Origin of the sequence: Streptomyces geranii (assembly GCF_002954775.1) — a bacterium.
Taxonomy (GTDB): Bacteria; Actinomycetota; Actinomycetes; order Streptomycetales; family Streptomycetaceae; genus Streptomyces; species Streptomyces geranii.
Genome location: NZ_PJME01000062.1, coordinates 1 through 23154 on the forward strand (window position 1 = coordinate 1; position 23154 = coordinate 23154).

The 23154-nt window shown below is 72.6% G+C and carries 20 protein-coding genes; 11 read left to right on the forward strand and 9 right to left on the reverse strand.

What is annotated here, in order from left to right:
- The first annotated feature begins 244 nt into the window (after window positions 1–244).
- Window positions 245–436, forward strand: coding sequence for a hypothetical protein (locus CW359_RS39820; RefSeq protein ID WP_105975128.1), 192 nt, complete (start codon window positions 245–247; stop codon window positions 434–436).
- Between the two features lie 169 nt (window positions 437–605).
- Entirely contained in the window at window positions 606–3056 is a 2451-nt protein-coding gene (locus CW359_RS39825) for a cutinase family protein (protein WP_105975129.1), read from the forward strand.
- Window positions 3057–3133: 77 nt separating this feature from the next.
- On the opposite strand, the gene CW359_RS39830 is transcribed toward CW359_RS39825, so the two are convergent.
- Both CW359_RS39830 and CW359_RS39835 read right to left on the reverse strand, forming a co-directional pair.
- Window positions 3134–4279, reverse strand: coding sequence for a helix-turn-helix domain-containing protein (locus CW359_RS39830; RefSeq protein ID WP_105975130.1), 1146 nt, complete (start codon window positions 4277–4279; stop codon window positions 3134–3136).
- 113 nt (window positions 4280–4392) lie between these two features.
- On the reverse strand, window positions 4393–6036 hold the full coding sequence (locus CW359_RS39835) for a DNA repair helicase XPB (protein WP_105975162.1): 1644 nt from the start codon (window positions 6034–6036) through the stop codon (window positions 4393–4395).
- 206 nt (window positions 6037–6242) lie between these two features.
- Between CW359_RS39835 and fxsA the strand changes: the two genes are divergently transcribed.
- From fxsA to CW359_RS39865, 6 genes are all read left to right on the forward strand, one after another.
- Entirely contained in the window at window positions 6243–6428 is a 186-nt protein-coding gene (gene fxsA / locus CW359_RS39840) for an FxSxx-COOH cyclophane-containing RiPP peptide (RefSeq protein WP_157968731.1), read from the forward strand.
- Between the two features lie 127 nt (window positions 6429–6555).
- Complete coding sequence (gene fsxC / locus CW359_RS39845; RefSeq protein WP_105975132.1) at window positions 6556–7890, forward strand: FxsC protein; 1335 nt, start codon at window positions 6556–6558, stop codon at window positions 7888–7890.
- Window positions 7891–7902: 12 nt separating this feature from the next.
- A complete protein-coding gene (gene fxsT / locus CW359_RS39850; RefSeq protein WP_105975133.1) occupies window positions 7903–11955 on the forward strand; it encodes an FxSxx-COOH system tetratricopeptide repeat protein in 4053 nt (1350 codons plus the stop codon).
- 91 nt (window positions 11956–12046) lie between these two features.
- Window positions 12047–13261 (forward strand): FxsB family cyclophane-forming radical SAM/SPASM peptide maturase, encoded by a 1215-nt coding sequence (locus tag CW359_RS39855; RefSeq protein ID WP_105975134.1) that lies wholly within the window; start codon window positions 12047–12049, stop codon window positions 13259–13261.
- A 114-nt stretch (window positions 13262–13375) separates the two neighbouring features.
- Window positions 13376–14428: an aKG-HExxH-type peptide beta-hydroxylase gene (locus CW359_RS39860; RefSeq protein ID WP_157968732.1), complete on the forward strand. Its 1053-nt coding sequence runs from the start codon at window positions 13376–13378 to the stop codon at window positions 14426–14428.
- Window positions 14429–14491: 63 nt separating this feature from the next.
- Complete coding sequence (locus CW359_RS39865; RefSeq protein WP_232838808.1) at window positions 14492–15043, forward strand: hypothetical protein; 552 nt, start codon at window positions 14492–14494, stop codon at window positions 15041–15043.
- 15 nt (window positions 15044–15058) lie between these two features.
- On the opposite strand, the gene CW359_RS39870 is transcribed toward CW359_RS39865, so the two are convergent.
- The 3 genes from CW359_RS39870 to CW359_RS39875 form a co-directional block, all read right to left on the reverse strand.
- Window positions 15059–15292 carry a hypothetical protein gene (locus CW359_RS39870; protein WP_105975136.1) on the reverse strand — a complete coding sequence of 78 codons (234 nt, stop codon included), beginning with the start codon at window positions 15290–15292 and terminating at the stop codon, window positions 15059–15061.
- 140 nt (window positions 15293–15432) lie between these two features.
- Window positions 15433–15561 (reverse strand): hypothetical protein, encoded by a 129-nt coding sequence (locus CW359_RS47235; RefSeq protein WP_269805623.1) that lies wholly within the window; start codon window positions 15559–15561, stop codon window positions 15433–15435.
- A gap of 161 nt (window positions 15562–15722) precedes the next feature.
- Window positions 15723–18272, reverse strand: a complete 2550-nt coding sequence (locus CW359_RS39875; protein ID WP_105975137.1) for a helicase-associated domain-containing protein — start codon at window positions 18270–18272, stop codon at window positions 15723–15725.
- A 263-nt stretch (window positions 18273–18535) separates the two neighbouring features.
- Between CW359_RS39875 and CW359_RS39880 the strand changes: the two genes are divergently transcribed.
- Together CW359_RS39880 and CW359_RS39885 are read left to right on the forward strand one after the other, a co-directional pair.
- A complete protein-coding gene (locus CW359_RS39880) occupies window positions 18536–19558 on the forward strand; it encodes a hypothetical protein (protein WP_105975138.1) in 1023 nt (340 codons plus the stop codon).
- Between the two features lie 26 nt (window positions 19559–19584).
- Window positions 19585–20217: an HAD family hydrolase gene (locus CW359_RS39885; RefSeq protein ID WP_408647573.1), complete on the forward strand. Its 633-nt coding sequence runs from the start codon at window positions 19585–19587 to the stop codon at window positions 20215–20217.
- A 9-nt stretch (window positions 20218–20226) separates the two neighbouring features.
- Here the strand turns inward: CW359_RS39885 and CW359_RS39890 are convergent, their stop codons facing one another.
- Window positions 20227–20484: a hypothetical protein gene (locus CW359_RS39890; protein WP_105975140.1), complete on the reverse strand. Its 258-nt coding sequence runs from the start codon at window positions 20482–20484 to the stop codon at window positions 20227–20229.
- 177 nt (window positions 20485–20661) lie between these two features.
- Here CW359_RS39890 and CW359_RS47240 point away from each other — a divergent pair, with 177 nt between their 5' ends.
- Window positions 20662–21045 carry a cold-shock protein gene (locus tag CW359_RS47240; protein WP_006380984.1) on the forward strand — a complete coding sequence of 128 codons (384 nt, stop codon included), beginning with the start codon at window positions 20662–20664 and terminating at the stop codon, window positions 21043–21045.
- Window positions 21046–21079: 34 nt separating this feature from the next.
- On the opposite strand, the gene CW359_RS39900 is transcribed toward CW359_RS47240, so the two are convergent.
- The 3 genes from CW359_RS39900 to CW359_RS39910 are packed head-to-tail and all read right to left on the reverse strand — an operon-like array spanning window position 21080 to window position 23083.
- Complete coding sequence (locus tag CW359_RS39900) at window positions 21080–21940, reverse strand: 1,4-dihydroxy-6-naphtoate synthase (protein WP_105975141.1); 861 nt, start codon at window positions 21938–21940, stop codon at window positions 21080–21082.
- Window positions 21921–22634: a futalosine hydrolase gene (locus tag CW359_RS39905; protein ID WP_105975142.1), complete on the reverse strand. Its 714-nt coding sequence runs from the start codon at window positions 22632–22634 to the stop codon at window positions 21921–21923. Before CW359_RS39905 ends, CW359_RS39900 begins: the two co-directional genes overlap by 20 nt.
- Entirely contained in the window at window positions 22604–23083 is a 480-nt protein-coding gene (locus CW359_RS39910) for a DUF2771 domain-containing protein (protein ID WP_105975143.1), read from the reverse strand. Before CW359_RS39910 ends, CW359_RS39905 begins: the two co-directional genes overlap by 31 nt.
- Between the last annotated feature and the right edge of the window lie 71 nt (window positions 23084–23154).

The window sequence follows — 23154 nt, forward strand, 5'->3', positions numbered from 1 at the left end:
CCGCACCGGCCGTCCCATCCGAGGCGGAACCAGCAGCGGCTCGATCACTGCCCATGCCTGATCAGTCAGCTCATGACGACGCACCACGAACAGACCAACGCGCCAACCACTTTGCGGACACGACCTAGGGGGTGGGCTCCACCTCCCTGTGGGGGAGACGTCCCCCCGGAGTCGTACGGGGTGATGACCCCGGTTCGCCCCGCAGGGTGATGGAAACGCGGGCCCCGGGCGCCACCCTGGATACATGAGCGCAGCAACCCTCACCCCCGCGTCCCTGTCCGCCCGCCGCCCCGGCGCCACCGCCGTGCAAGCCGGCCACAGCCACCGCCTCGGCGACGCCCTCCGCGCCGTCCGGGTGTTCACCGGCGCCGCCCTGAGCGTCGTACTCCTCGGCGAGTACGGAGAGGAGGCGGGCGTGCGCCGCAGCCGCAGGTGAGCTTCCGTCCTGCCTGCTTCCCTTCCGGTCGTCTCGTTGTCGACGGATTGTCCGCGGATTCTCTATCCCCTGTGGAGAAGGGCCCGACGGGACGTTGCATGGACTGCGGCGCCGCTGCCCCGCGCGTCGTACGACTGCGACTCCCGTACCGAAGGGACCCCTCCTCACCATGTCTGTCAGACGGGTCGTGCGGCTGCTGACCGCCGCGCTGGCCCTCACCCTGCTGCCGCTCGTCGCGGCCTCCCCGGCCCAGGCGGCCAGTTTCAGTCCCGTGGATGCCCAGCCGTGGGACCAGGGACTCCCCCTTTTCTGCTCGGACAACCTGGTCATCGGGGCCCGAGGATCGGGTGAGAACTCCCCCGAGAACCCGCCGCTGCCCGGCCTCGAACACATGGGCGACCGTGTGGGTGCCTACCTCCGCGAGGCCCAGATCGCCGGCCTCAGCGGATCGTCGACCGAGTACTACCCGCTGCCCTACCCTGCCGCGGACGTCAGCTTCGACAACATGGTGACGAGTTCGACCTGGGTCGACTCGCGCAACACCGGGACCAGGCAGATGGTCCAGGTCGTACGCAAGTGGGCGAGCATGTGCCCCTCCTCGCGCATCGGTCTCGTCGGCTACTCCCAGGGCGCCAACGTGGTGCACGACGCGATCGACAACCTCTCCGCCGACGAGCGAAGCCACATCGGCGCCGTACTGATGCTGGCCGACCCGCACAGCCCCGCGGGCCGGGCCTCCTACGCGCTGCACGTGGACTACCGCACCGGCGAGGCCGGCAAGAACACCGAGGGCGGCCTCCTCGAACCACGCCTCCTGCCGTCCGACATCGCCGGGCGCAGCCTCGACTTCTGCGTCGTCGGGGACATGGTCTGCGACCCGCGGCAGAGCGAGAGCGACGCACTGGGCGCCGAGATCCACACCAGCTACCAGTCCTGCTGCGGCAACATCGACTACCGCCGGAGCCTCGGTACCTGGTTCGCCAAGCAGATGGAGGGCATCAGCGGCCCGCCGCCCACTCCCACCTGGAACCCCGGCCGCGACTGCGGAATGACGGTGGTCGCGCCCAACGACGCCGCCGCCCGGGCCGTCGACTGGGCGTGCCGCGAGGTCAGTATCGGTACCTGGTACAGCTGGGGCGGGGGACACGGCCCGGCGCCGGGAGCGTCCTACGGATTCGTGGACACCGGCGATCCCGAACGCAGCAAGAACGATCCGTACCGGAAGGGGTTCGACTGCTCGGGCTTCGTCCGCTACGCCTGGGCGAAGGCCGTCGGGTACGACGTCATGGGGCAGCGCACCGCCGCCCAGGAGTTCCAGCTGCCGGCCACCAACCGCTTCTCCGCCGCCCAGGGCATCGCGCCGCTGCAAGCCGGCGACCTGGTCTTCTTCGGCTCGCCCATCCACCACGTGGCCATGTACCTGGGCGACGGGAAGATCGTCGAGGCGCGTGAGTCGGACACCCACATCATGGTGTCGCAGTTCTCCAGCCACAATGGTTACACCGGCGCCATCCGCCTCGCCGCCTCCGGCGGGACCGGCGCGGGCGGCGACCACAGCACCTGGGGCGACCATGTGAACGTACGCGCCTCCGCCGGGCAGTCCGCCCCCGTCGTGGTGACCCTCGACGGCCCCACGGCCATCAAGGTCCAGTGCCAGCAGCACGGCGAGTCGGTGACCGCCGAGGGCTACACCAACGACGCCTGGTCGTATCTGCCCGACTACGGCGGCTGGGTCAGCAACATCTACGTCCAGGGCGCGGCCTGGCTCGACGGCGTACCCGCCTGCGACGGCTCGGGGGGCGGCGGGTCCGGACGGTTCCAGACCTGGGCCACCGGAGTCAACGTACGTCCCCTGCCCTCCCGTACGGGGACACCCGTGGCCACCTTCTCGGCACCCATGTCGGTGGCGATCCAGTGCCAGAAGCGGGCCGAGTCCGTGACCGCCGAGGGCTACACCAACGACGTCTGGTCGTATCTGCCCGACTACGGCGGCTGGGTCAGCAACATCTACGTCCAGGGCGCCGACTGGCTCGTGGGCGTGCCCGCGTGCGACGGGAACACGGGCGCGGGCAGCGGCGGGTTCTCCACCTGGGGCACGGACGTCAACACCCGTCAGCGGCCCTCCGTCTCGGCGCCGCTGGGGCCGGTCTTCGCCACCCCCACCAGGGTGACGGTCTCCTGCCAGCAGCACGCCGAGTCCGTGACCGCTGAGGGCGTCACCAACGACGCCTGGTCGTACCTGCCCGACCAGAAAGCCTGGATCAGCAACATCTTCCTCCAGGGTCCCGCCTGGCTCGACGGCGTTCCGCCGTGCGGCCCCGGCAGCGCCCCGGTCGCCGATCCCGGCTTCAGCACGTGGGGTTCCGGTGTCCAGGTGCACGCCGACTCCTCGACGTCCACCGCGACGGTGCACACCTTCAGCGGGCCGACCAACGTGCGTATCCGCTGCCAGACACGCGGTGAGTCGGTGACGGCCGAGGGACTCACGAACAGCGCGTGGTCCTACCTGCCGGACTTCGGCGGCTGGGTCAACAACATCTACCTCCAGGGCCCCGCCTGGCTCGACGGCGTACCGTCCTGCGGCACCAGCAGCCCCGGCAACCCGCCCAACCTCGACTGAGGCCGTCGGGTCGGTCGAGGTGATGAGTCACCGGGCGCGCCCCGCCTGTACGGGGCGCGCCGTTCGGTGGCGGAGTCTCAGCGCTGTGCCCGTGCCCCGGCGTCCGCGCAGGGCGCCGGATACGAACTCCGCTCGACCTCGTAGGGCAGACACGTCCCGGGCGTGGGCGCGTAGTCCAGCAGATGACCGCGCACGCGGCGGATGTACGGCAGCAGGCGGGCCGGTACGCCGTTCTCCTGCTGTACGACGAACGTGGCCGTGCGGTAGGAGGCGGCCAGGTTCATCACCGGGTCACCGGCGACGCCCTCCAGCTGCGGAGCCAGCGAACACAGCATCCGGCCGAGGGCCAGGATCGACTCCTCGGGGTCGAACGGCGGCACCGGGACCCGGCCCTGCTGGTCCGGGGGCAGGTAGTACCGCAGGACCCGTGGCGTCCACCGCGCGATCCCGTACTCCTGCGCGGCCGGATCGGCCAGATCGGGGTCGAAGCCGCTCTCGGCGGCGAGGATGGCCGCGACCAGGGCGGGCGTGATCTGCGGCACCGGGCACATCGTGCCCGCGCGGACGATGGCGGGCCGGAAGCGGTCCGGTATCCCGGCGCGGGGATTCAGCCACCTCGCCTCGTCGGCCCGGTCCGAGAGGGGCGTCGCGGCGGTCGAGGAGGACCGGGAGGACGGGGAGGTGTCGTGTGACGCGTTCACCTCCGAGGCGCAACAGCCGAACAGGATCAGCCCCAGGACCGTGACACGCCACCACCACGCACCCCCGCGCCGCGCCGGCCGCCGCACGGCCTCGGGCAACGGGAACAGGGGCGGCGCGGGTACGGACGGAACCACAGGCGCGTCCGGCACGGCTGACACAACCGGCCCGGCTTCCCGGGAGACGGGCTCGGCGCTCGCCGCGATCGGCCCTGGGCGCTCCCCGACCGGAGTGCCCTCGCCCTCACCCTCGCCCGTGTCCAGCCGGATCCTCGTACGGACGCGGCGGGCCTCCCACTCCGTGACGTCGCCCCCGCAGGCCCGCACGTACGCCTCCAGCACGGCGGCGCTGGGCAGCCGCTTGCCGGACGCGCAGGCGGCGAGCGTGGAGGAGGCGAAATGGGTGTGCGCGGCCAACTGCTGGTAGGAGGGGGACCCCGCCTGCCGCCGCAACAGACGGAGGTCGTGGGCGAACCGCTCCAGGACCCCTCTCGTCGGATCGATGCTGCTCTCGCGCCGTCCCACGTCTCCCCCATGACACCGTGCGGGTACTCCGTCACCTGGTCACGGCGACGCCAGCCGATTGTGCATGTACGTGCGAATTCGCGCCACTGTCGACGTCGACAGTGGCAGTGGCCTCAGCCCCCGGCCAGCAGCTCGTCCGCGTCCATGATCCGGTAGGCGTACCCCTGCTCCGCCAGGAACCGCTGCCGATGGGCCGCGAAGTCCTGGTCGATGGTGTCGCGCGCGACGACCGAGTAGAAGTGCGCCTTGTGGCCGTCGGCCTTGGGGCGCAGGACCCGGCCCAGCCGCTGGGCCTCCTCCTGCCGTGACCCGAAGGTGCCCGAGACCTGGATGGCGACCGTCGCCTCCGGCAGGTCGATCGAGAAGTTCGCGACCTTGGACACCACCAGCACGCTGATCTCGCCCTGCCTGAACGCCTCGAAGAGCTTCTCGCGCTGCGAGTTCGGGGTCTCGCCCTTGATGACGGGCGCGTTCAAGTGCTCGCCCAGTTCGTCCAGTTGGTCGATGTACTGGCCGATGACGAGGATCTGCTGCCCGGCGAATCGGCGCACGATCGCCTCCGTGACCTTGCGCTTGGTCGCGGTGGTCGCACAGAAGCGGTACTTCTCCTCCGTCTCGGCGGTGGCGTACGCGAGCCGCTCCGATTCGGTCAGGTTCACCCGCACCTCGACGCAGTCCGCGGGCGCGATGTAGCCCTGCGCCTCGATCTCCTTCCAGGGCGCGTCGAAACGCTTCGGCCCGATGAGGGAGAAGACGTCCGACTCGCGCCCGTCCTCCCGGACCAGGGTCGCGGTGAGGCCGAGCCGCCGCCGGGCCTGCAGGTCGGCCGTGAACTTGAAGACGGGCGCGGGCAGCAGGTGCACCTCGTCGTACACGATGAGCCCCCAGTCGCGGGAGTCGAACAGCTCCAGGTGCGGGTAGACGCCCTTCCGCCTGGTCGTGAGCACCTGGTACGTCGCGATGGTGACCGGGCGGATCTCCTTGCGCGTACCGCTGTACTCCCCGATCTCCTCCTCGGTCAGCGACGTCCGCTTCACCAGCTCGTGCTTCCACTGCCGGGCCGAGACCGTGTTCGTGACGAGGATCAGCGTCGTGGCCTTCGCCTGGGCCATCGCCCCGGCTCCGACCAGCGTCTTCCCCGCACCGCAGGGCAGGACCACCACGCCACTCCCGCCGTGCCAGAAGCCCTCCACGGCCTGCTGCTGGTACGGGCGCAGCGCCCAGCCGTCCTCCGCCAGCTCGATCGGATGCGCCTCGCCGTCCACGTACCCGGCGAGGTCCTCGGCCGGCCAGCCCAGCTTGAGCAGCACCTGCTTGATCTGGCCGCGTTCGGAGGGGTGCACGGCGACCGTGTCGGGGTCCAGACGGGCGCCGACGAGCGGGGTGACCCGCTTCGAGCGGAGGATCTCTTCGAGGATCGGGCGGTCGGTGGTCGTCAGGACCAGACCGTGGGCCGGGTGCTTGGAGAGGGTGAGGCGGCCGTAGCGGTCCATCGTCTCGGCGATGTCGACGAGCAGCGCGTGCGGCACGGGATAGCGGCTGTACTTCACGAGCGCGTCGACGACCTGCTCGGCGTCGTGCCCCGCCGCCCGCGCGTTCCACAGCCCCAGCGGGGTCACCCGGTAGGTGTGGATGTGCTCCGGCGCCCGCTCCAGCTCCGCGAACGGCGCGATGGCCCGACGGCACTCGCCCGCCTGCTCGTGGTCGACCTCCAGGAGCAGGGTCTTGTCCGACTGGACGATGAGTGGACCATTCACGTACGTACACATCCCTTCCGTACGGTCAAACGTCCAGTGTGCCCCATCGTGCGGGTGACCCCCGAGCCCCCGCCGGTTACGAAAGGCTGTGCGGGGGTCACGGAGTGGGTTGTTGTTCTGGATCAGGCGTCCGAGTCCCTATACGCTGCGACAGGTTTCGCGTGCCACGGACCTCGACAGCGCACGCGTATGTGTGAAGGATGCCGATGGATGCCAGCGCCGCCCGTATCGACTCGTGTCTGCTCGATGTCACGGAGCTGAGCATGGAGGCGCTGGACGAACTGGTCGAGAAGCTGCCCGGTAACGCGCTCGGTGCGTTGCTGCGGCGGGTGGTCGACGAGGCGGTCAATCCGGTCGGGGTGCCGTATGCGGCGTTCGACTCCTCGATCTGATATTCGAGATCGGGTTGGGCAGCTTGGGGCGGCATCCCTCTGGGTATGACCCGGACGTGTTCCGGCGTCAGGCGGCATGCCGCCAGGTCAGCCCGTCGGGTCAGCCCGGGAGGTATCGGGGGGCGCTTTGGTTCAGGAGCCGTACTTCTTCCTCAGCTATGCGCGGAAGGACGATCGCGACGAGTTCGTGAAGCGGTTCTACGACGACCTCGCGCTGGAGTTACGCGACATAGGCGCCGATCCGGCCGCGCAGCCGCCGTTCCGGGACGTCGAGCGGCTGGGCCTCGGCTCGGACTGGGCCCGGGTCCTCGGCGGCGCCGTCGGGCACTGCCGGGCGTTCGTCGCGCTGTACTCCCCCTCCTATCTGAGCAGCGAGTACTGCGGCAAGGAGTGGACGGCGTTCCGCGAGCGGCTGGACAAGTACCGGCAGGAGACCGAGATCGACGTCCCCGCCCTCGTGCCGGTGCTGTGGGTGCCCATGGAGGGCGAGCTGCCCGACGGGATCGGCCGGTACCAGTACAACGAGGCCGGGATGGGGCAGGAGTACGCCACCCACGGGCTGATGCACATCCTGCGTACCGATCCGACCGGGCCCGTGTACCGCAGGGTCGTCGAGCGGGTGGCCGCGCGGGTCCGGGTGGCCGCCGACCGGTTTCGGCTGCCGCTCACGCCCGGCCTCGACCTCACCGAGGTGCGCGGGCTGTTCCCGGCGGCCGAGCAGCCCCGTACCGCCGAACCCGGCACCGGACACGTCCAGGTCTTCCTCGCCGCCGGGGTCGCCGACCCGCTGCCGGAGGGGCGGCGGCGTACGGAGTACTACGGGCGCTCGCCGCGCGAGTGGACGCCGTACCACCCGCCGAAGTACCCCACGGTCGCCCACCGGGCGCAGAAGGTGATCGTGGAGGAGGGGTACACCAGCAACATCGAGGTCGTCGACGCCGGGCTCAGCGGGCGGCTCGACGAGACGATGGGCAACAACCAGACGAGCATCCTGCTGGTCGACCCCTGGGCCGTGCGCTCCGAGGCCTACCGGGACGCGCTCGCCGAGTACGACGGCGAGTACCGCCCGGCCACCGGTGTTCTGGTGCCCTGTCACGACGCCGACGAGGAGTCGGGCGACGACGCGATCTGGCAGGACCTCAGCCAGGTGCTGTGGCGCAACTGGCGGCGGCGCAACGACCCGCACGACGAACTGTTCCGGGTGCGGGTGGACGCGGAGGACTTCGACGACCGGCTCGCCGTGATGCTGGCGGTCGCGCAGAACCGGCTGATGGAGATGGAGACCACCACCCCCTTCCGGCTCCCGGAGGGCCCGCCCCCGCCGCCGCTGCACGGCCTCACCGTCCCGGGCCCGGGCCCCTCCGCCCCGCAGGAACCGCCCCCGGAGCGGCTCCGGGACTTCGACAGACACGACCCCGACGACCCCGAGGAGCCCGGCGGACCGCCCGCGCCTCGCTACTAAGGACATACGACGATGACCAGTAGGCCTACCGGACCGGCTGCCGGACCGGGCAAGATCGTCACGTTCTACTCGTACAAGGGCGGCACCGGACGCACCATGGCGCTGGCCAACGTCGGCTGGATCCTCGCCGCCGCCGGCCACCGCGTCCTGCTGGTCGACTGGGACCTGGAGGCGCCCGGCCTGCACCGCTATCTGCACCCGCTGCTGGTCGACCCCGAGCTGCGCTCCTCCAACGGTCTGATCAACATGGTGCAGTCGTACGTGCGTACGGTGCTGAGTCCGCAGGAGCCGGCCGTCCGCGCCACGCCCCCCGGCGGCGTCCCGCAGCAGCCCCGCCCGGACGGCACCGCCGCCGCCTCGGCGACCGCCACCGCCGACGACTGGCTGCGCGCCTCCGCCGACCTGGGCCCGTACACCATCGGGCTGCTCCTCGAACTGCCCTCCGGCGGGCGGCTCGACTTCGTGCCCGCCGGACGGCAGTCGGCCGCCTACTCCGCCGCCGTCACCAGCTTCAACTGGCACACCTTCTACGACCAGCGCGGCGGCGGCCACTTCCTCCAGGCGCTGCGCGAGGAGATGATCTCCTCCTACGACTACGTCCTGATCGACAGCCGGACCGGCGTCAGCGACACCTCGGGGATCTGTACGATCCTGCTGCCCGACATCCTCGTCGACTGCTTCACCATGAGCGTCCAGAGCATCCGCGGCGGGGTCGACGCGGCAGCCGCCGTACAGCGCTCCGCGCCCCGCCCCATCAAGGTGCTGCCCGTCCCCATGCGGGTCGAGGAGGCCGAGACCGAACGCCTCGAAGCCGGACGGGACTTCAGCCGCACCGAGTTCGGGCCCTTCCTGTCCTGGCTCGGCGAGGAGGAGCACGCCCGCTACTGGGGCGAGATCGAGATCCCGTACAAGGCGTTCTACGCCTACGAGGAGATCCCCGCCACCATCGCCGACCGGCCCCGCCAGGAACGCTCGCTGCTCACCGCCTTCGAACGCCTCACCGAGTGGATCTCGGACGGGCAGGTGCGCCGGCTCGCCCCGCTGCCTCCCGAGCGCCGCGCCGAGCTGCGCACCGCCTACCTCCGCGTCCCGCGCACCCTGCCCACGCAGATCTACGTCAGCTACGCGCCCCTCGGCCGCATGTGGGCCGAGTGGGCCGCCGAGGCCCTGGAGTCGGTCGGCTACCAGGTCTCCCTGCACAGCACCGTCGGCCCGGTCGGCGGCACGCTGCCCGAGGTGGCCGGCACGCTGAGCGGCCAGGGCCGGGTACTGGCCCTGCTGTCCCCGGAGTACGCGGCGCAGCAACGGGCCGCCGCGGTCCGCTTCCAGCTCGCCGGGCACGAGACCACCGGCGGCCCCGGCCTGGTCGCCGTCCGCCTCCAGGACCTCGACCCGGCCGCCGCCGAGCCCTACCTCGACAGCACCGCCGCCGACCTCGGCCGCTCCGGCCCCGCCGAGGCCTTCGACCAGCTCGTCGCCGCCCTCGGCCTGCCCCCGGGCCGCCGCCCCGCCGACGGCACCACCCCGGCCCCCGGCGCCCCGCTGGCCGGCTTCCCCGGCTCGATACCGGGCGCCCAGCGCCTGCCCTCCCGCAACCTCACCTTCACCGGCCGCGGCCCCCTCCTGGAGCGGCTGCGCGACCACTTCACCGCCGGACCGGCCGCCGCCGTGCCCAGCCAGGTGCTGTACGGCCTCGGCGGCATGGGCAAGACCCAGACCGCCCTGGAGTACGCCCACCGCTACAAGTCCGCCTACGACGTGGTCTGGTGGATGAACGCCGCCCAGCCCGGCTACATCCGCTCCGCCCTCGCCGACCTCGCCCCCTACCTCGACCTGGAGGCCGGCGAGGACGTGCGCGGCACCGCCGAGGCCGTGCTGCGCGCGCTCGGGCAGGGACGGCCGTACAAGCGCTGGCTGCTGGTGTACGACAACGCGGGCAGCCCCACCGAGCTGGAGGGCCTGCTGCCCGAGGGGCCGCCCGGCGGGCATGTGCTCGTCACCTCCCGCGACCGGGCCTGGGTCAACAGCGTGGGGCGGGCCGAGGTGGAGGTGTTCACCCGGGCGGAGAGCGTCGAACTCCTCAACAGGTTCAGCCCGTTGCTCGCCACCGAGGACGCCGAACAGGTCGCGCACGAACTCGGCGACCTGCCGCTCGCGGTCGGCCAGGCGGCGGTCTGGCTCAGCCAGAGCAGCATGCCCGTCGACATGTACCTCGCCCGGCTGCGCGACCGGCCCACCGACATCCTCGACGACACCTCGCTGCCGCCCCGCGAGTACCCCACCTCCGCCGCCATGACCTGGAAACTGGCGGTGGCCGAGCTGCGCGAGCGCAACCCCGCGGCCGTCGAGATGCTGGAGATCTGCTCCTTCTTCGGCCCCGACCCGATCCCCATGCGGCTGCTCTACAGCCGGGCCGTCACCCGCGCCCTCACCCTCGCCGACGACGAACCCCGCGACGACATGGCCGTCGCCAAACTCCTGCGCGCCCTCAGCCGGTTCGGGCTGGCCCGCAGCGACCAGGGCAGCGAGACCCTCACCGTGCACCGGCTGGTCCAGGCGGTCATCCGGGACGACATCGGCGCCGCGCGCTGGAGCGGACTGCGCGGGGTCGTCCACGCGGCGCTCGCCGACGCCAACCCCGGCAACCCGGAGTCCACCGCCGACTGGGACGAGTACGACGAACTCCTCCCGCACCTGGAACCGTGCCGCGCACCGGCCAACCCCAGCCCCGACGTCCGCAGACTGATCACCGACTCGGTGCGCTACCTGTGGCGGCGCAGCAACTACGGCCCCGCCCACGGCCTCGCCGTCCGCACCCTGGAGCACTGGGAGCGCCCCGGCTTCCCCGGCGGCGGCCCCGACGACCCGCACACCCTGATGCTCCGCACCCAGCTGGGCAACGTCCTGCGCTCGCAGGGCAAGTTGACCGAGGCGTACGAACTCGACTCCGACGTGCTGCGGAGGTTCACCGAGTCCAAGGGACCCGAGTACCCCGCCACCCTCGCCGCGGCCGGGAACGTCGCCGCCGACCTGCGCAACCTCGGCCGCTACCGCGAGGCCCGCGAACTCGACCGGCAGACCTGCGAGGTGGCGCTGCGCGAGTTCGGCGAGGACCACCAGCGGACCCTGATGTACCTCAACAACCTTGGGATGTCGGAGTACTTGGCGGGCGACCGCCGGGCCGCCCTCGACCTGCACCGCGCCGCCTACGAACGGCAGCGGCAGAACCAGGGCAGCATGAAGCCGCGCACCCTGAACCTCGCCAACAACTACGCCCGCGACCTGCGCGAGGCGGGCGAACTGGCCGAGGCACTACGCCTGTTGGAGACGACCACCCGCCTCTACCAGCAGGTGCTCGGCGACGGCCACAGCGACACCCTGCGGGCCCGCAAGAACCTGGCCGTCGCCCTGCGCCGGGACGGCCGCTACGGCGAGGCCCACGACATCGACCAGGACATCTACAACCGCCTCCTCCTGGTGCACGGCCCCGACCACTACGACACCCTCGCCGCCGCCTGCAACCTGGCCAGCGACTTCGCCGCGCTCGGCGAGACCGCGCAGGCGCTGGAGCTGGCCGAGCGGGCGCTGGGCCGCTACAAGGACTACCTCGGGGAGGAGCACCCGGTCACCCTGGTCTGCGCCAACAACATGGCGGTGTACCTCAGGCTGCTCGGCCGGGTGGAGGAGGCGCTCGCCTTCTCGGGCCGCACCACGGAGCAACTGCGCGCCGTGCTCGGGGAGTCACACCTGTACACGTACAGCTGCATGCTCAACCACGCCAACGACCTGGTGACGGCCGGCCGCACCGGCGAGGCCGTCGCCCTGGAGACCGCCGTACGGGACGGCCTGCTGCCCGTCCTCGGGCCCGACCACTACGACGTCATCGGCTGTACGTCCAACCTGTCGCTCACCCTGCGCGCCCTGGCCCGCACGACGGAGGCGGACGACCTGCGCGACGACGCCCTGGAACGGGCCAGGCGCACACTGGGCCCGGAGCATCCGACGACCAGGGCGATCGCGGCCGGGGTGCGCCTGGACTCGGACATCGAGCCGCCGACGACCTGAGCGGGCGTCAAGGGACGCAACCCGGGCGGCAGTCGACAGCCTGTAGGCTGCCGCAGATCCGCGACCACCCCTGATCCAGCGAGGCCGGACCATGGTTCCCTTCCGGCAGTTCCTGCTGAAGATCCACAGCCGTTGCAATCTCGCGTGCGACTACTGCTACGTCTACGAGTCCGCCGACCAGAGCTGGCGCGACCGCCCCCGCACCATGGACCCGGAGACCGTACGCCGGACCGCCGACCTCATCGCCGGGCACGCCCGCGCGCACGGCCTCGCCGAGGTGCACGTCATCCTGCACGGCGGCGAACCGCTGCTGGTGGGCGCGGCCCGGCTGGAGGCCATGCTGCGGGTGCTGGTCGACGCCCTCGACGGGGTGGCGGCCCTGCGGCTCACCCTCCAGACGAACGGCCTGCGGCTGACGGAGGACCCCGCGCTGTTACCCGTCCTGGCCCGGTACGGCGTACGGATCGGCGTCAGCCTGGACGGCACCCCCGCCGCCCACGACCGCCACCGCCGCCGCCCGGACGGCAGAGGCAGCCACGCGGACGTGGCAAAGGCACTGCGCCTCCTCGCCGACGGCCCGTACCGCCCCCTGTACGCGGGCGTCCTGTGCGCGATCGACCTGACGGCGGACCCGGTGGAGACGTACGAGGCCCTCCTGGAGTTCGCCCCGCCCCGCCTGGACCTCCTCCTCCCGCACGCCACCTGGCACACCCCACCCCCGGGCCTGCCGGACCGCCGAACCCCGCCCCGCGAAGCACCCGGAGCGGAACCGGAGAAGGAGCCGGTGCCGGTGCCGTACGCACGCTGGCTCTGCACGGTGTTCGACCACTGGTACGGAGCCCCGACCCGGCGGACCGGCATCCGCCTCTTCGAGGAGATCGCCGTCCTGCTGCTCGGCGGCACGGCCAGCAGCGAGTCGGTCGGCCTCGCCCCGGTGGACCTGGTCGTGGTGGAGACGGACGGCACGATCGAACAGGCCGACTCCCTCAAGGTCACCTACCCCGGCGCCCCCGCCACCGGCCTGGACGTCTTCACCCACACCTTCGCGGACGCGGCCCGCCACGAGGCGTTCCGCGCCCGCCAGCGAGGCAGAGCGGGCCTGGCCCCACCGTGCACGACCTGCCCCCGCGCCACGATCTGCGGCGGCGGCCTGTACGCCCACCGCTACCACCCCGGCACCACCACCCCCTTCGCCGCCCCCTCCGTCTACTGCGCGGACCTGGCCACCCTCATCGACCACATCGCGACCCGCCTCAACGAGGACGTCCCCGAGCTTGTGGCGGCGGTGCGGACGGGGGCGGGATGAGGGTGAGTTCGCTGGGGGGCCTGGGTGACTGCGGTGGGGCCGCCGTCCGTACGGCCGGTCCCGAGCTGGCGGTGCTGACCCGTGTTCGCCTCGAACCGCGAGGAGCAAGACCCCGTGTCCGACCCAGCCTCCCTCCCGCCGTCCGGTCCGACCCCTGACACCCCCTCCGCCATCGACCCCGGTCTGTTCGACGCCGTCGCCCGGGCCCGGGGCGGGGCCGGGGCCGTCGCCGTGCTGGGGCGTGGGCAGGTCGGCAAGCGCATGCTGCTGGCGGTGGCCGTGCGGCGGGGGCTGGCTGGCGGTGGGTTCGAGGGGGACTTCCTGCGGCTGTCCGAGCTGCGCCGCGAGGACCCGGAGCGCTGGCTGTCGACGATGCTCCACCCCTACCTCGACGAGGGGCTCGCCCGCGCGCTGGCCGAGGTCGCCCAGGGCGGGCGGCCCGATCTCGGCTGGTTCGGGGAGCTGGTCCGGGGCGGGCCCGCCGCGCTGTCCGGGCCGTTGGTGCTGTCCAGTCGGTGCGACGGCCTCGTGCTGCGCCTCCGGCTCGACGACCGCGGTCCCTTCCGTGCCGTTCACGGGCATCCGCCGGCCGGGGCGCAGACCCCCGACGAGGTCCAGCACTGGCAGCGGCTGCTCGACGGGGCCTGGGAGGTTCTCGTACGGCGTCATCCCTGGCACGCCCGAGCCGTCGCCGCCTGTCTGACCACCCTCGTGCCGCTGCGCCCCGGCCCCGGCGGGACCTCCGTGAGTTCCGCCGCCCGCCGGGCCTACGGCGCCGTCGCGCTCTCCCCGCCCGGCGACCCGGTGCTCCTCGCGCTCACCCTCGTCCACGAGTTCCTGCACGTCCAGCTCGGCGCCCTGCTCGACCTCGTCCCGCTGCACGGCCCGCCCACCCCGGCCCGCTACGACGCCCCCTGGCGCCCCGACCCCCGCCCCCTCGACGCCCTCCTCCAGGGCACCTACGCCCACCTCGGCGTCTGCGACTTCTGGCACACCGAACTGGCCGCCGCCGAGCCCGACCCCCGGGCCGAGCAGGAGCACACCACCTGGTACGGCCACACCCGCACCGCCGTCGACACCCTCCTCCGCAGCGGCGAACTCCTGCCCCCCGGCCGCCGTTTCGCCGAGCGGATGCGCCACGCCCTCCGGCAACCACGGCAACCATGAGCGCCCCGCGGCTGTCTGAACAGGCGGACCCGCGCGGTGCGCACGGGCCGGGAGGAGTTCGCGGTGACGTCGGTACGCGTACGCGTGTGGGCCCCCGGTGGCGCGGCCCTGGCCGTACTGGTGGCCATGGGCGCGTGGGTGCTGTGGCCGCCGGGCATCGACTCCCGCCTGTGGGGCGAGGTACGGCCGGTGATCGAGGCCCGCCTCGTGGCCGACTCCCGGGGCGACGGCTACGGCGAGACCGTCCCGGCGCTGAGGGCGCGCTGGTTCTGCCGGGCGGAGGCACTGGACCTCCGGACGGACCCCGACGGCGTCGTACGGGCCGGCGTCAACACCCTGTGCGTGGAGTACGGGGTCCGCGCGGGCGCCCTCCTGGAGTGCGGTGGCGCCGCCTACCCGCAGGTCGTGCGGCTGGCCCGGGAGGCGGACGGCCACTACCGCGTCGTGTCGCGTCAGGAGCCGCCGGACGGCGAGGGCTACTCGGCGTGGACGCGGGCCCACTTCAGCCACTTCGCCGAGTCCGCCGCCGGCGACCCCCTCTCCGCCACCCCCCTGGAGACCGCCGCCCGGGCCCACTTCGGCCTCCCCCCGGACGCCCCCGTCACGGACTGCTGACCGGCCCCGGCCCGGCTACCTCCCCAGCGGCAGGGTCAGGTTGTTGACCAGCGGCCCCTCGATGGTGACGCCCTCGGTGACCAGCGACTCCACCCCCGCGACCGGCAACGGCAGCGGCAGCGACAGCGCGGCCGGGGCCGCCGAGGAGTCGGGCGCGAGGACGACGACCAGCGCGGCTGCGGAGAGCAGCACGGCGGTCGTGGCCATGACGACGACGGAACGGGTGCGGGCGGGGGGTTTCGCAGGCATGGGGAGGTCAGGGGCCTTTCCGAGGGTGGTTGCCAAGGGGGAGGGTGAGGAGGGGGGAGGAGGGGGTTCGTACACGCGGGCCGGGCCCGGGGATGCCGGGCCCGGTCCGCGCACCGGCCGTGCTTCGCGCGTGGTCGGGATCAGATCGGCGGTGTCTCGATGACCAGTCCGGCGATGTCGATGCCGATGGCCGCGGCCTGGGTGGTGAGGGCGCCCAGGAGCAGGGCGGTGGCGGCCAGCAGGGTGGCGACTCGACGGGCAGCACGCATGGGACGGAACTTCCTTTCACTGCGCTTGACCAGGACGTTCCGTGGCTGCCCAGCGGTCCGCGCGGGGATGCCGGAAGGGCCCCAACCTCCCTCGTGCGTAGGAAGTTCCCGGCGTGGCGCGCATGGATCAGGGACGCCACCCGTACGAGTGAGCGGCGCCGTTACGACTGCTCGTCCGCCAGCTCCGCCACGCCCGTGACCCGGTGCAGCGGATACGTCCGCACCTCGTCCGCGGTGTGGTCGTACGCCGTCACGAAGCCGCCCTCCACCCGGATCGGCGCGATGACGCGCTGACTGGCGGCGCCCTCCGCGTTGACGTACCCGATCCACACCGCCTCGCCCGTCATCACGGCCGCCTGCATGGTGGCGAGGGTCTCGGCGGAGCTGGTGCGCGGGAGGTCGCCGTTCGCGGCCGGGGTGTCCGTCGGTTTGCGCGGGGTCGTCGAGGCCAGGTCGCCCGCCCTGATCGCCCGGATCGCCGCCGAGAGCAGCGTGCCGTCGGGCGCGGGCGGACCGTCCGGCACCGGGTCGGGGGCCGTGCGCGGCGGTGTGCGGTGGGCGTGCGCCCGGGTGATCAGTACGTCGCCCTCGGCGGACTCGGCGGCCGGCGCGAACCCCATCGCGCGCAGCCCGTCGAGCAGCGAGGCGGGGTCGGTCTGCGCGGCCAGCACCGTCGGCGCCAGCCGCCGCAGCCGCAGATTCGCGGACCGCTTGTCGGCGAGGATCTCGCTGAGCACCGAGTCGTCGTCGCAGCGCACGTACGCCGAGGCCGCGCCGATCCGCAGATGCCCGTGCCTGCGGGCCACGTCGTCGATCAGGTAGGCGAGGGGCTGCGGCACCGGCGTACGGGAATGGGCGGTCAGGAAGTCGTGCAGGTCGGAGGCGGAACGGCCCGCGTCCAGGGCACGGCGTACGGAGCCCGGTGTGAAGCGGTAGACCGTCGCCCCGCCCTTCGACTCGACGTCCGCGAGCACGTCCAGCACATCGGCCAGCGCGCGCTTGAGCGGGCCGGGGGCCACCGCCGTCAGGTCGGCCTGGAGGAGGACGTGGTCGAGCGGCTCGGGGAGGAGCGGGGTGAGCAGCCGGGCGGCGGTCGCGGAGGCGGCGGCCTGCTCGGGGCCGGTGAGCGGCTCCGGGGCGGGATGCCGGTGATGGTGCACCGGGAGTTTGTCGCCGGGGCCCGACGGGTTGTCCTGCTTCTGCGGCGCGGCGGCCGGGGCGCCGATCAGGGCCCGCCCCTGCGCGGAGAGGGCCCCACGCCCCGTGACACCCAGCGACTCGGCCTCGGAGAGGGTCCAGCGGGCGAGCCGCGTACGCAGATCCTCCTCGCCGTCCCGCTCCCGGTCCTGCTGCGGGCCGCGCGTCGGACGCTCCCAGTGCAGCCGCGCCAGCACCGAGTCGACGGTCGGCGAGGAGCCCTCCGGGAGCGCGGCCAGCAGGGCCAGCACCCGGTGCCGTACCTCCGGCGCCGCCGAGCGGTCCAGACCCGGGCCGAGGGCGGACAGCGTACGGTCCTTGGTGTCCCGGCCGCCGATCACCCCGGCCGTCCGGGTCGCCGTCAGCCACGCCTGCGCGAGCCGCGCCCAGCGCGTCGCGGCGGGCTGCTCCAGCCACTCGTCGTACGCCGGGGTCGCCGCGTACCGCTCGTCGGCCTCCCCGTCGGATGCCAACAGGCCCGCCGCGTAGGCGAGTTCGACCCAGAAGGCGGCCACAGGCTCGGCGAGGTCGAGCGCGACGGCCGTCCGCTTCAGGTCCCGGACACTGAGCCCACCGGCCCGCAGCACGGCAGGCCCGCCCTCGTCCCACTCCTTCAGCAGCTCCTCGACGGTCGCGAGAGCGGTGTACGCCTGCCCGGCCGCCGCGTTGTCCACAACCTGTGGACGATGGACCGCGGCCGGCTCGACCCCCGGCGGCAACGGCTCGGTCGTGCGATGCGCCAGACCGCCGCGCAGATGCAGGGCCACCTCGCGGGGGAGTACGACGGTGCCGGGCGCGGTCGGCAGCAGGAGCCCCCGGTCCAGCAACCGCCGCAGATGCGCGGCCGGTTCGGCGGTGACCTGCCCGTACGGCGGCCCCCAGACCAGCCGCCGCAGCACGTCGACGGACTCCTCCGAGACGCTGTCGAGCAGCGCGCCCATCCTCTTCCGGTCGGTGAACAGCGAGGTCAGCGAGGCCACCGCGCTCACCGCGTCGTGCGTCGAGGTGAGCCCCGCCGCCGCCACGATCTCCTGGATCCGCCCCGGCGACATCCCCGCCGTGGCCTCCGCGACCGTCGGCCCGAGCCCCGTCGGCGACGGATGCTGCGGCGAGGGCGCGAGCAGCTCACGCGCGGTACGCACGAGCCGCAGCCGGTCGGTCCCGCCCCACACCAGGGCCTGCTCGCGCAGCACGGTCAGGGCCCGGGGCAGCGCGGCGGCGACCGCGGGATCGGCCGCGTCACCGGCCAGCAGCGCCAGCAGATCCTCGTACGCCGCCGGTTCCGGGGCCACGGCCAGCGCCTGGGCCGTCTGCAGCGCGAACCTGTCCAGCCGCTCCAGTGCCCGCACGACCGACGCGCGCGTGCCCGCCCGGGTGGCCAGCTGGGTGAGGTCGGTCGGGACGGGCGTGATGAGGTCGGGACGGCTGCGCAGCAGCGCGGCCAGCGACGCGTCGTCCCGCGCGCGAAGCGCTTCCGCGAGAGAACGCGGCGCCGGTGTCTCCTCGGTGCTCATCCCGCCCACGGTAGCGGGTGGGTACGTCGGCGTGTCTTTCGTAGGTGCGGGGAGTAGGTGCGGGCGTCGCTGGGGGCTGCGCCCCCAGACCCCCGCCTGTCGCGCTGAACGCGCTCGTCCTCAAACGCCGGACGGGCTGGAGATGCCGGCCGGCGCTGAAAACTCAAGCCACGGCCGGCAGCCCCCAGGGATGGGAACGGGTAGGGGCGGCGGGGGCGAGAAAAACGCGGTCTGGGCTGGAGATGCCGGTAACGTCTCGCTTCGTGGGTATCGAGAGCGACCAGGTCGTCTACGAGTATCTGAGCAAGGTCGGAGACCTGGCCCAACAGCGCCAGTTGCCCTCCGGCGACCGCATGCGCCTCGTCTCGGAGCTGCGCGACGAGATCGACCGCCGCCGCGCCAAGGCCCCGGTCGACAGCCCGGCCTCCGTCCGCCGCATCCTCGACCGCATCGGCACCCCCGACGAGATCGTGGCCGGCGCGGGCGGCTCCGGTCCCGCCGAGGCGCCGCGGGCCGCAGTGCCCGTACAACGTGACCGTGACGAACCGCCGCGCAGGGGCAAGGGGCTAGGGCGTCTCGTACCCCGTCCGCGCCCTGCTGAGCGCGGCGCGGGCAAGGACGCGGAGCCGTTCGCCCCGTTCCCCGCCGACGGCGACCCCGCCCCGCCCCAGCTCGCGGACGGCGGCGAACCCGGCGGCGGGGACTGGTGGTTGTCGGGGCGCCGGGTCCCGCTCACGGATTCGGACTCGGACAGCCTGCCCGCCGGGTTCGTCGGTGGGGTCGAGATCCCCGATCTGCTCAGGCGGCCCTCCGCACCGCCGCAGAGGGCCCGGCCCGCCGACGAGGCCGTCGAGCCCGACGAGCCCGTCGAGCAGGCGCCCGCGTCCGAGGAAGCCGGACAGGGCACCCCCCGCCGACGGCTCCGACTGCGCGTACCCCTGCCCTCCGGGAAGTGGAGCAACCCGCTCCTCCTCCTCGCCGCCGGACTCCTCGTCGCGGGCGCGGTCCTCGGCAACCTCTTCGCCCTGCTCCTCGGCTGGGCCATCGCCTACGCCTCCCGCCGCCTCTCCCAGGCCGAGACGAAATGGGCGGTCGTCTACCTCCCGGGCGCGGCGCTCGCGGCCGGTGCCGGGTGGCTGTGGGGACGTACGCAGGGCCGCTGGGGCGATCCCATCGTCGAGGGGCACATGAACGAGGCCATCGGCCAGACCTGGCCCTGGGTCGTCCGGGGCGCCGCCATCGCCTCCGCCCTCTTCCTGGTCTGGCGGTCGCAACGGCCACGCTGAGGGCCGGGATCCGCCCCTCCCGCACAATGGTGCATATGGCATCCACACCCCCTGGCCCGTTCACCGTCGGGTTCGACCTCGACATGACCCTCATCGACTCCCGCCCCGGCATCCACGCCTGCTACGTGGCGCTCGCCGAGCGCACGGGCACGTACATCGACGCCGATCTGGCGATCACCCGGCTCGGGCCGCCGCTCGCGGACGAACTGGTGCACTGGTTTCCGGCCGATCGCATCGCGGAGACGGCCGATCTCTACCGTGCGATGTATCCGGCCATCGCCATCACCGCGACGCCCGCGATGAGCGGCGCCCGCGAGGCGATAGCGGCCGTACGGGAGTCGGGCGGGCGGGCGATCGTCGTCACCGCGAAGTACGAGCCGAACGCCAAGCTCCATCTCGCGCACCTCGGCATCGAGCCCGACGCGGTCATCGGGAACCTCTGGGCCGAGCAGAAGGCGGTCGCGCTGCGCGAGCACGGGGCGAGCGTGTACGTCGGCGACCACGTCGGGGACGTACGCGGTGCCCGCACCGCCGGTGCCCTGTCCGTGGCCGTGCCCACCGGGCCCTGCGACGCCGCTGAGCTGCGCGAGGCCGGCGCGGACGTCGTCCTCGACGACCTCACGCACTTCCCGGCCTGGCTGGCCGCCCACCCCGGCTAGCGGAACCCGCTACTCGGGCACGACCACGGCGCGCGCCTGCCGCCGCCCCTCGGCCACCGACCGCAGGACACCCGCGCCCGCGACGAGGAAGCCGACGCCCATCAGCATGCTCAAGCCGAACATGAACGTCGGGAATGGCGTCGTACCGAGGAGGAATGGGGCCACGGTGACCAAAGTGGCCACCGCACCGACGAAGAAGACGATGGCACCGACACGGATCAGCCGATCTCCGGCCGCGGCGGAATTCGTTTGGGTTTTGTCACGCACTGGACCAGGGTAGTTCCCTGCCCGAAGGAACAAGTCGGCGACGTCTTGTCACCTGCCTGCCGCCCACTAGCCTTGGTACCGGCGGGTCAGCGACCCGCCCGAGTGCTATCAAGACCCGTTTTCCCGAAGCGTTTTCCCGAAGCAGTTTCCCGACGAGTACGAGGACGAGGAACAGACGTGCCCACCGGCAAGGTCAAGTGGTTCAACAGTGAGAAGGGCTTCGGCTTTCTCTCCCGCGACGACGGCGGTGACGTCTTCGTCCATTCCTCGGTCCTGCCCGCCGGAGTCGATTCCCTCAAGCCGGGCCAGCGCGTGGAGTTCGGAGTGGTCGCCGGGCAACGCGGTGACCAGGCACTCTCGGTCGTGATCCTGGACCCGACCCCGTCGGTCGCGGCGGCGCAGCGCAAGAAGCCGGACGAACTGGCCTCGATCGTCCAGGATTTGACGACCGTTCTGGAGAACATCACCCCGATGCTGGAAAGGGGCCGCTACCCCGAGAAGACCTCGGGCGCGAAGATCGCGGGCCTGCTGCGCGCGGTCGCCGACCAGTTGGACGTGTGACGGGCAGGGGATTCCCGGAGTTTCCCGGGGTTTCCTAGGGGAAGTCGAGCGCGTCCGGCCGGAGGGGCGGCACCAGCCCCTCCGCCGCCGCGCGGGTCAGCAGACCCCGTACCGCCGCGTAGCCGTCCTCGCCGAGGTCGGCGGTGAACTCGTTGACGTACAGGCCGATGTGCTGGTCGGCGACCTTCGGGTCCATCTCCTGGGCGTGTTCCAGGACGTAGGGCCTGGAGGCCTCCGGGTCGTCCCAGGCGGCCTGTACGGAGGTGCGGGCTGCCTGGGCCAGCTGCTCCAGTTTCGCGGCGCCCAGCGAGCGCTTGGCGATGATCGCGCCCAGCGGGATCGGGAGGCCGGTCGTCGACTCCCAGTGCTCGCCCATGTCCGCGAGCTTGTGCAGGCCGTAGTTCTGGTACGTGAAGCGGGCCTCGTGGATGACCAGGCCTGCGTCGACCCGGCCGTCCCGCACGGCCGGCATGATCTCGTGGAACGGCATCACGACCACCCGTCCGACTCCGCCGGGGATCGTGTCCGCCGCCCACAGGCGGAACAGCAGGTACGCCGTCGACCGCTCGCTCGGGACCGCGACCGTGCGGCCCGTCAGGTCGACGTCCGGCTCCCGCGTCAGTACCAGCGGGCCGCAGCCCCGGCCCAGCGCGCCTCCGCAGGGCAGCAGCGCGTACTCGTCGAGGACGTACGGCAGGACGGCGTACGACACCTTCAGTACGTCGAACTCGCCGCGCTCGGCCATGCCGTTGGTGATGTCGATGTCCGCGAAGGTCACGTCCAGCGCGGGCGCGTCCGGTACGCGGCCGTGAGCCCAGGCGTCGAAGACGAAGGTGTCGTTCGGGCAGGGGGAGTACGCGATTCGCAGTCGGCGTTCAGTTTCCGGGGTGCTCATGTCGGTTCCAACTCTCCAGTACCGGGGTCAGCTTCCCGAACGCCGCAGTCAGGGCCTGTAGTGCCTCGCCGATGCGCCAGGCCGCCCGGTCCCGGGGGCCCACCGGGTTCGACACCGCCCTGATCTCCAGTACCGGCACTCCGTGCGCCGCGGCGGCCTCCGCGACGCCGAAGCCCTCCATCGCCTCGGCCAGGGCGCGGGGGTGGCGGGTGCGGAGGTCGGCGGCGCGTTCGGTGCTGCCGGTGACCGTGGAGACGGTCAGGATCGTGCCGGTGCGGGCGCCCGTCGCGGTCGTGACATCTCGTACGAGTGATTTCGGCGGGGTGTGGGTGACGGTGCCGAAGCCGAGCGCGGTGACCGGGGCGAAGCCCTCCGGGGTCTCCGCGCCCAGGTCCGCGACGGTGATCTCGTCGGCGACGACCAGCGAGCCGACCGGGGCCTCCGGCTGGAAACCGCCCGCGATGCCCGCCGAGACGACCAGGTCGTACGGGGTGCCGCCGAGGGCGGCCGTGGTGAGGGCGGTCGCGGTGGCGGCGGCGGAGGCCGCAGGGCCCACTCCCACGGCGAGGACCTCGATGCCCGCCGAGCCCTCGAATGCCTGTGCCACCGCGTCCCGTTCGACGGATACCGCGGTGGCGATCAGGACTCGTACGCCCGACGTGGTCAGGAGTCCTTCTTCAGGCGGAACGACCACAGGCCGTTGACCTCGTTCTCGCCCTCCTTGATGGAGACGAGCGTCGAGTTTCCCTGGGCGCCGTACTGGGCGTTGAAGAAGACGCTGCCCGGGATCGTGCGGTACGTCTTGGTGCTGGAGTCGGTCAGCGGCTGGCCGTTCAGCAGGATCGTCCAGCCCTTGTCGGCGATCTCCGGGTCGACGCCGAAGCGAACCGTCTCGTCCGGGTCCACCTTGATGCTCTTGATGTCCGTGTCCTTGAGGCACGCGGCCACGTCGGCGGTCTTCAGCTCCTTGCCGTCGTCGTAGCAGGAGGCCTCCGAGTTCACCGAGGCACGGCCGACGGTGACCGTGGAGATCGGCGTCGGCTTGTCGCAGGCGGACAGGACGAGCAGTCCGGCACCAACGGCGCCGACGGCGGCAACAGCGCGGCGACGGCGCGCAGTGGAAGCGGAACGCAACGAGGTCATGGCCGAAGGCTATCGGGCACCCGGGGCGCGGCTGTCACGTGGGTCGTGGGTACGGCGTGCCGTACCCGGGC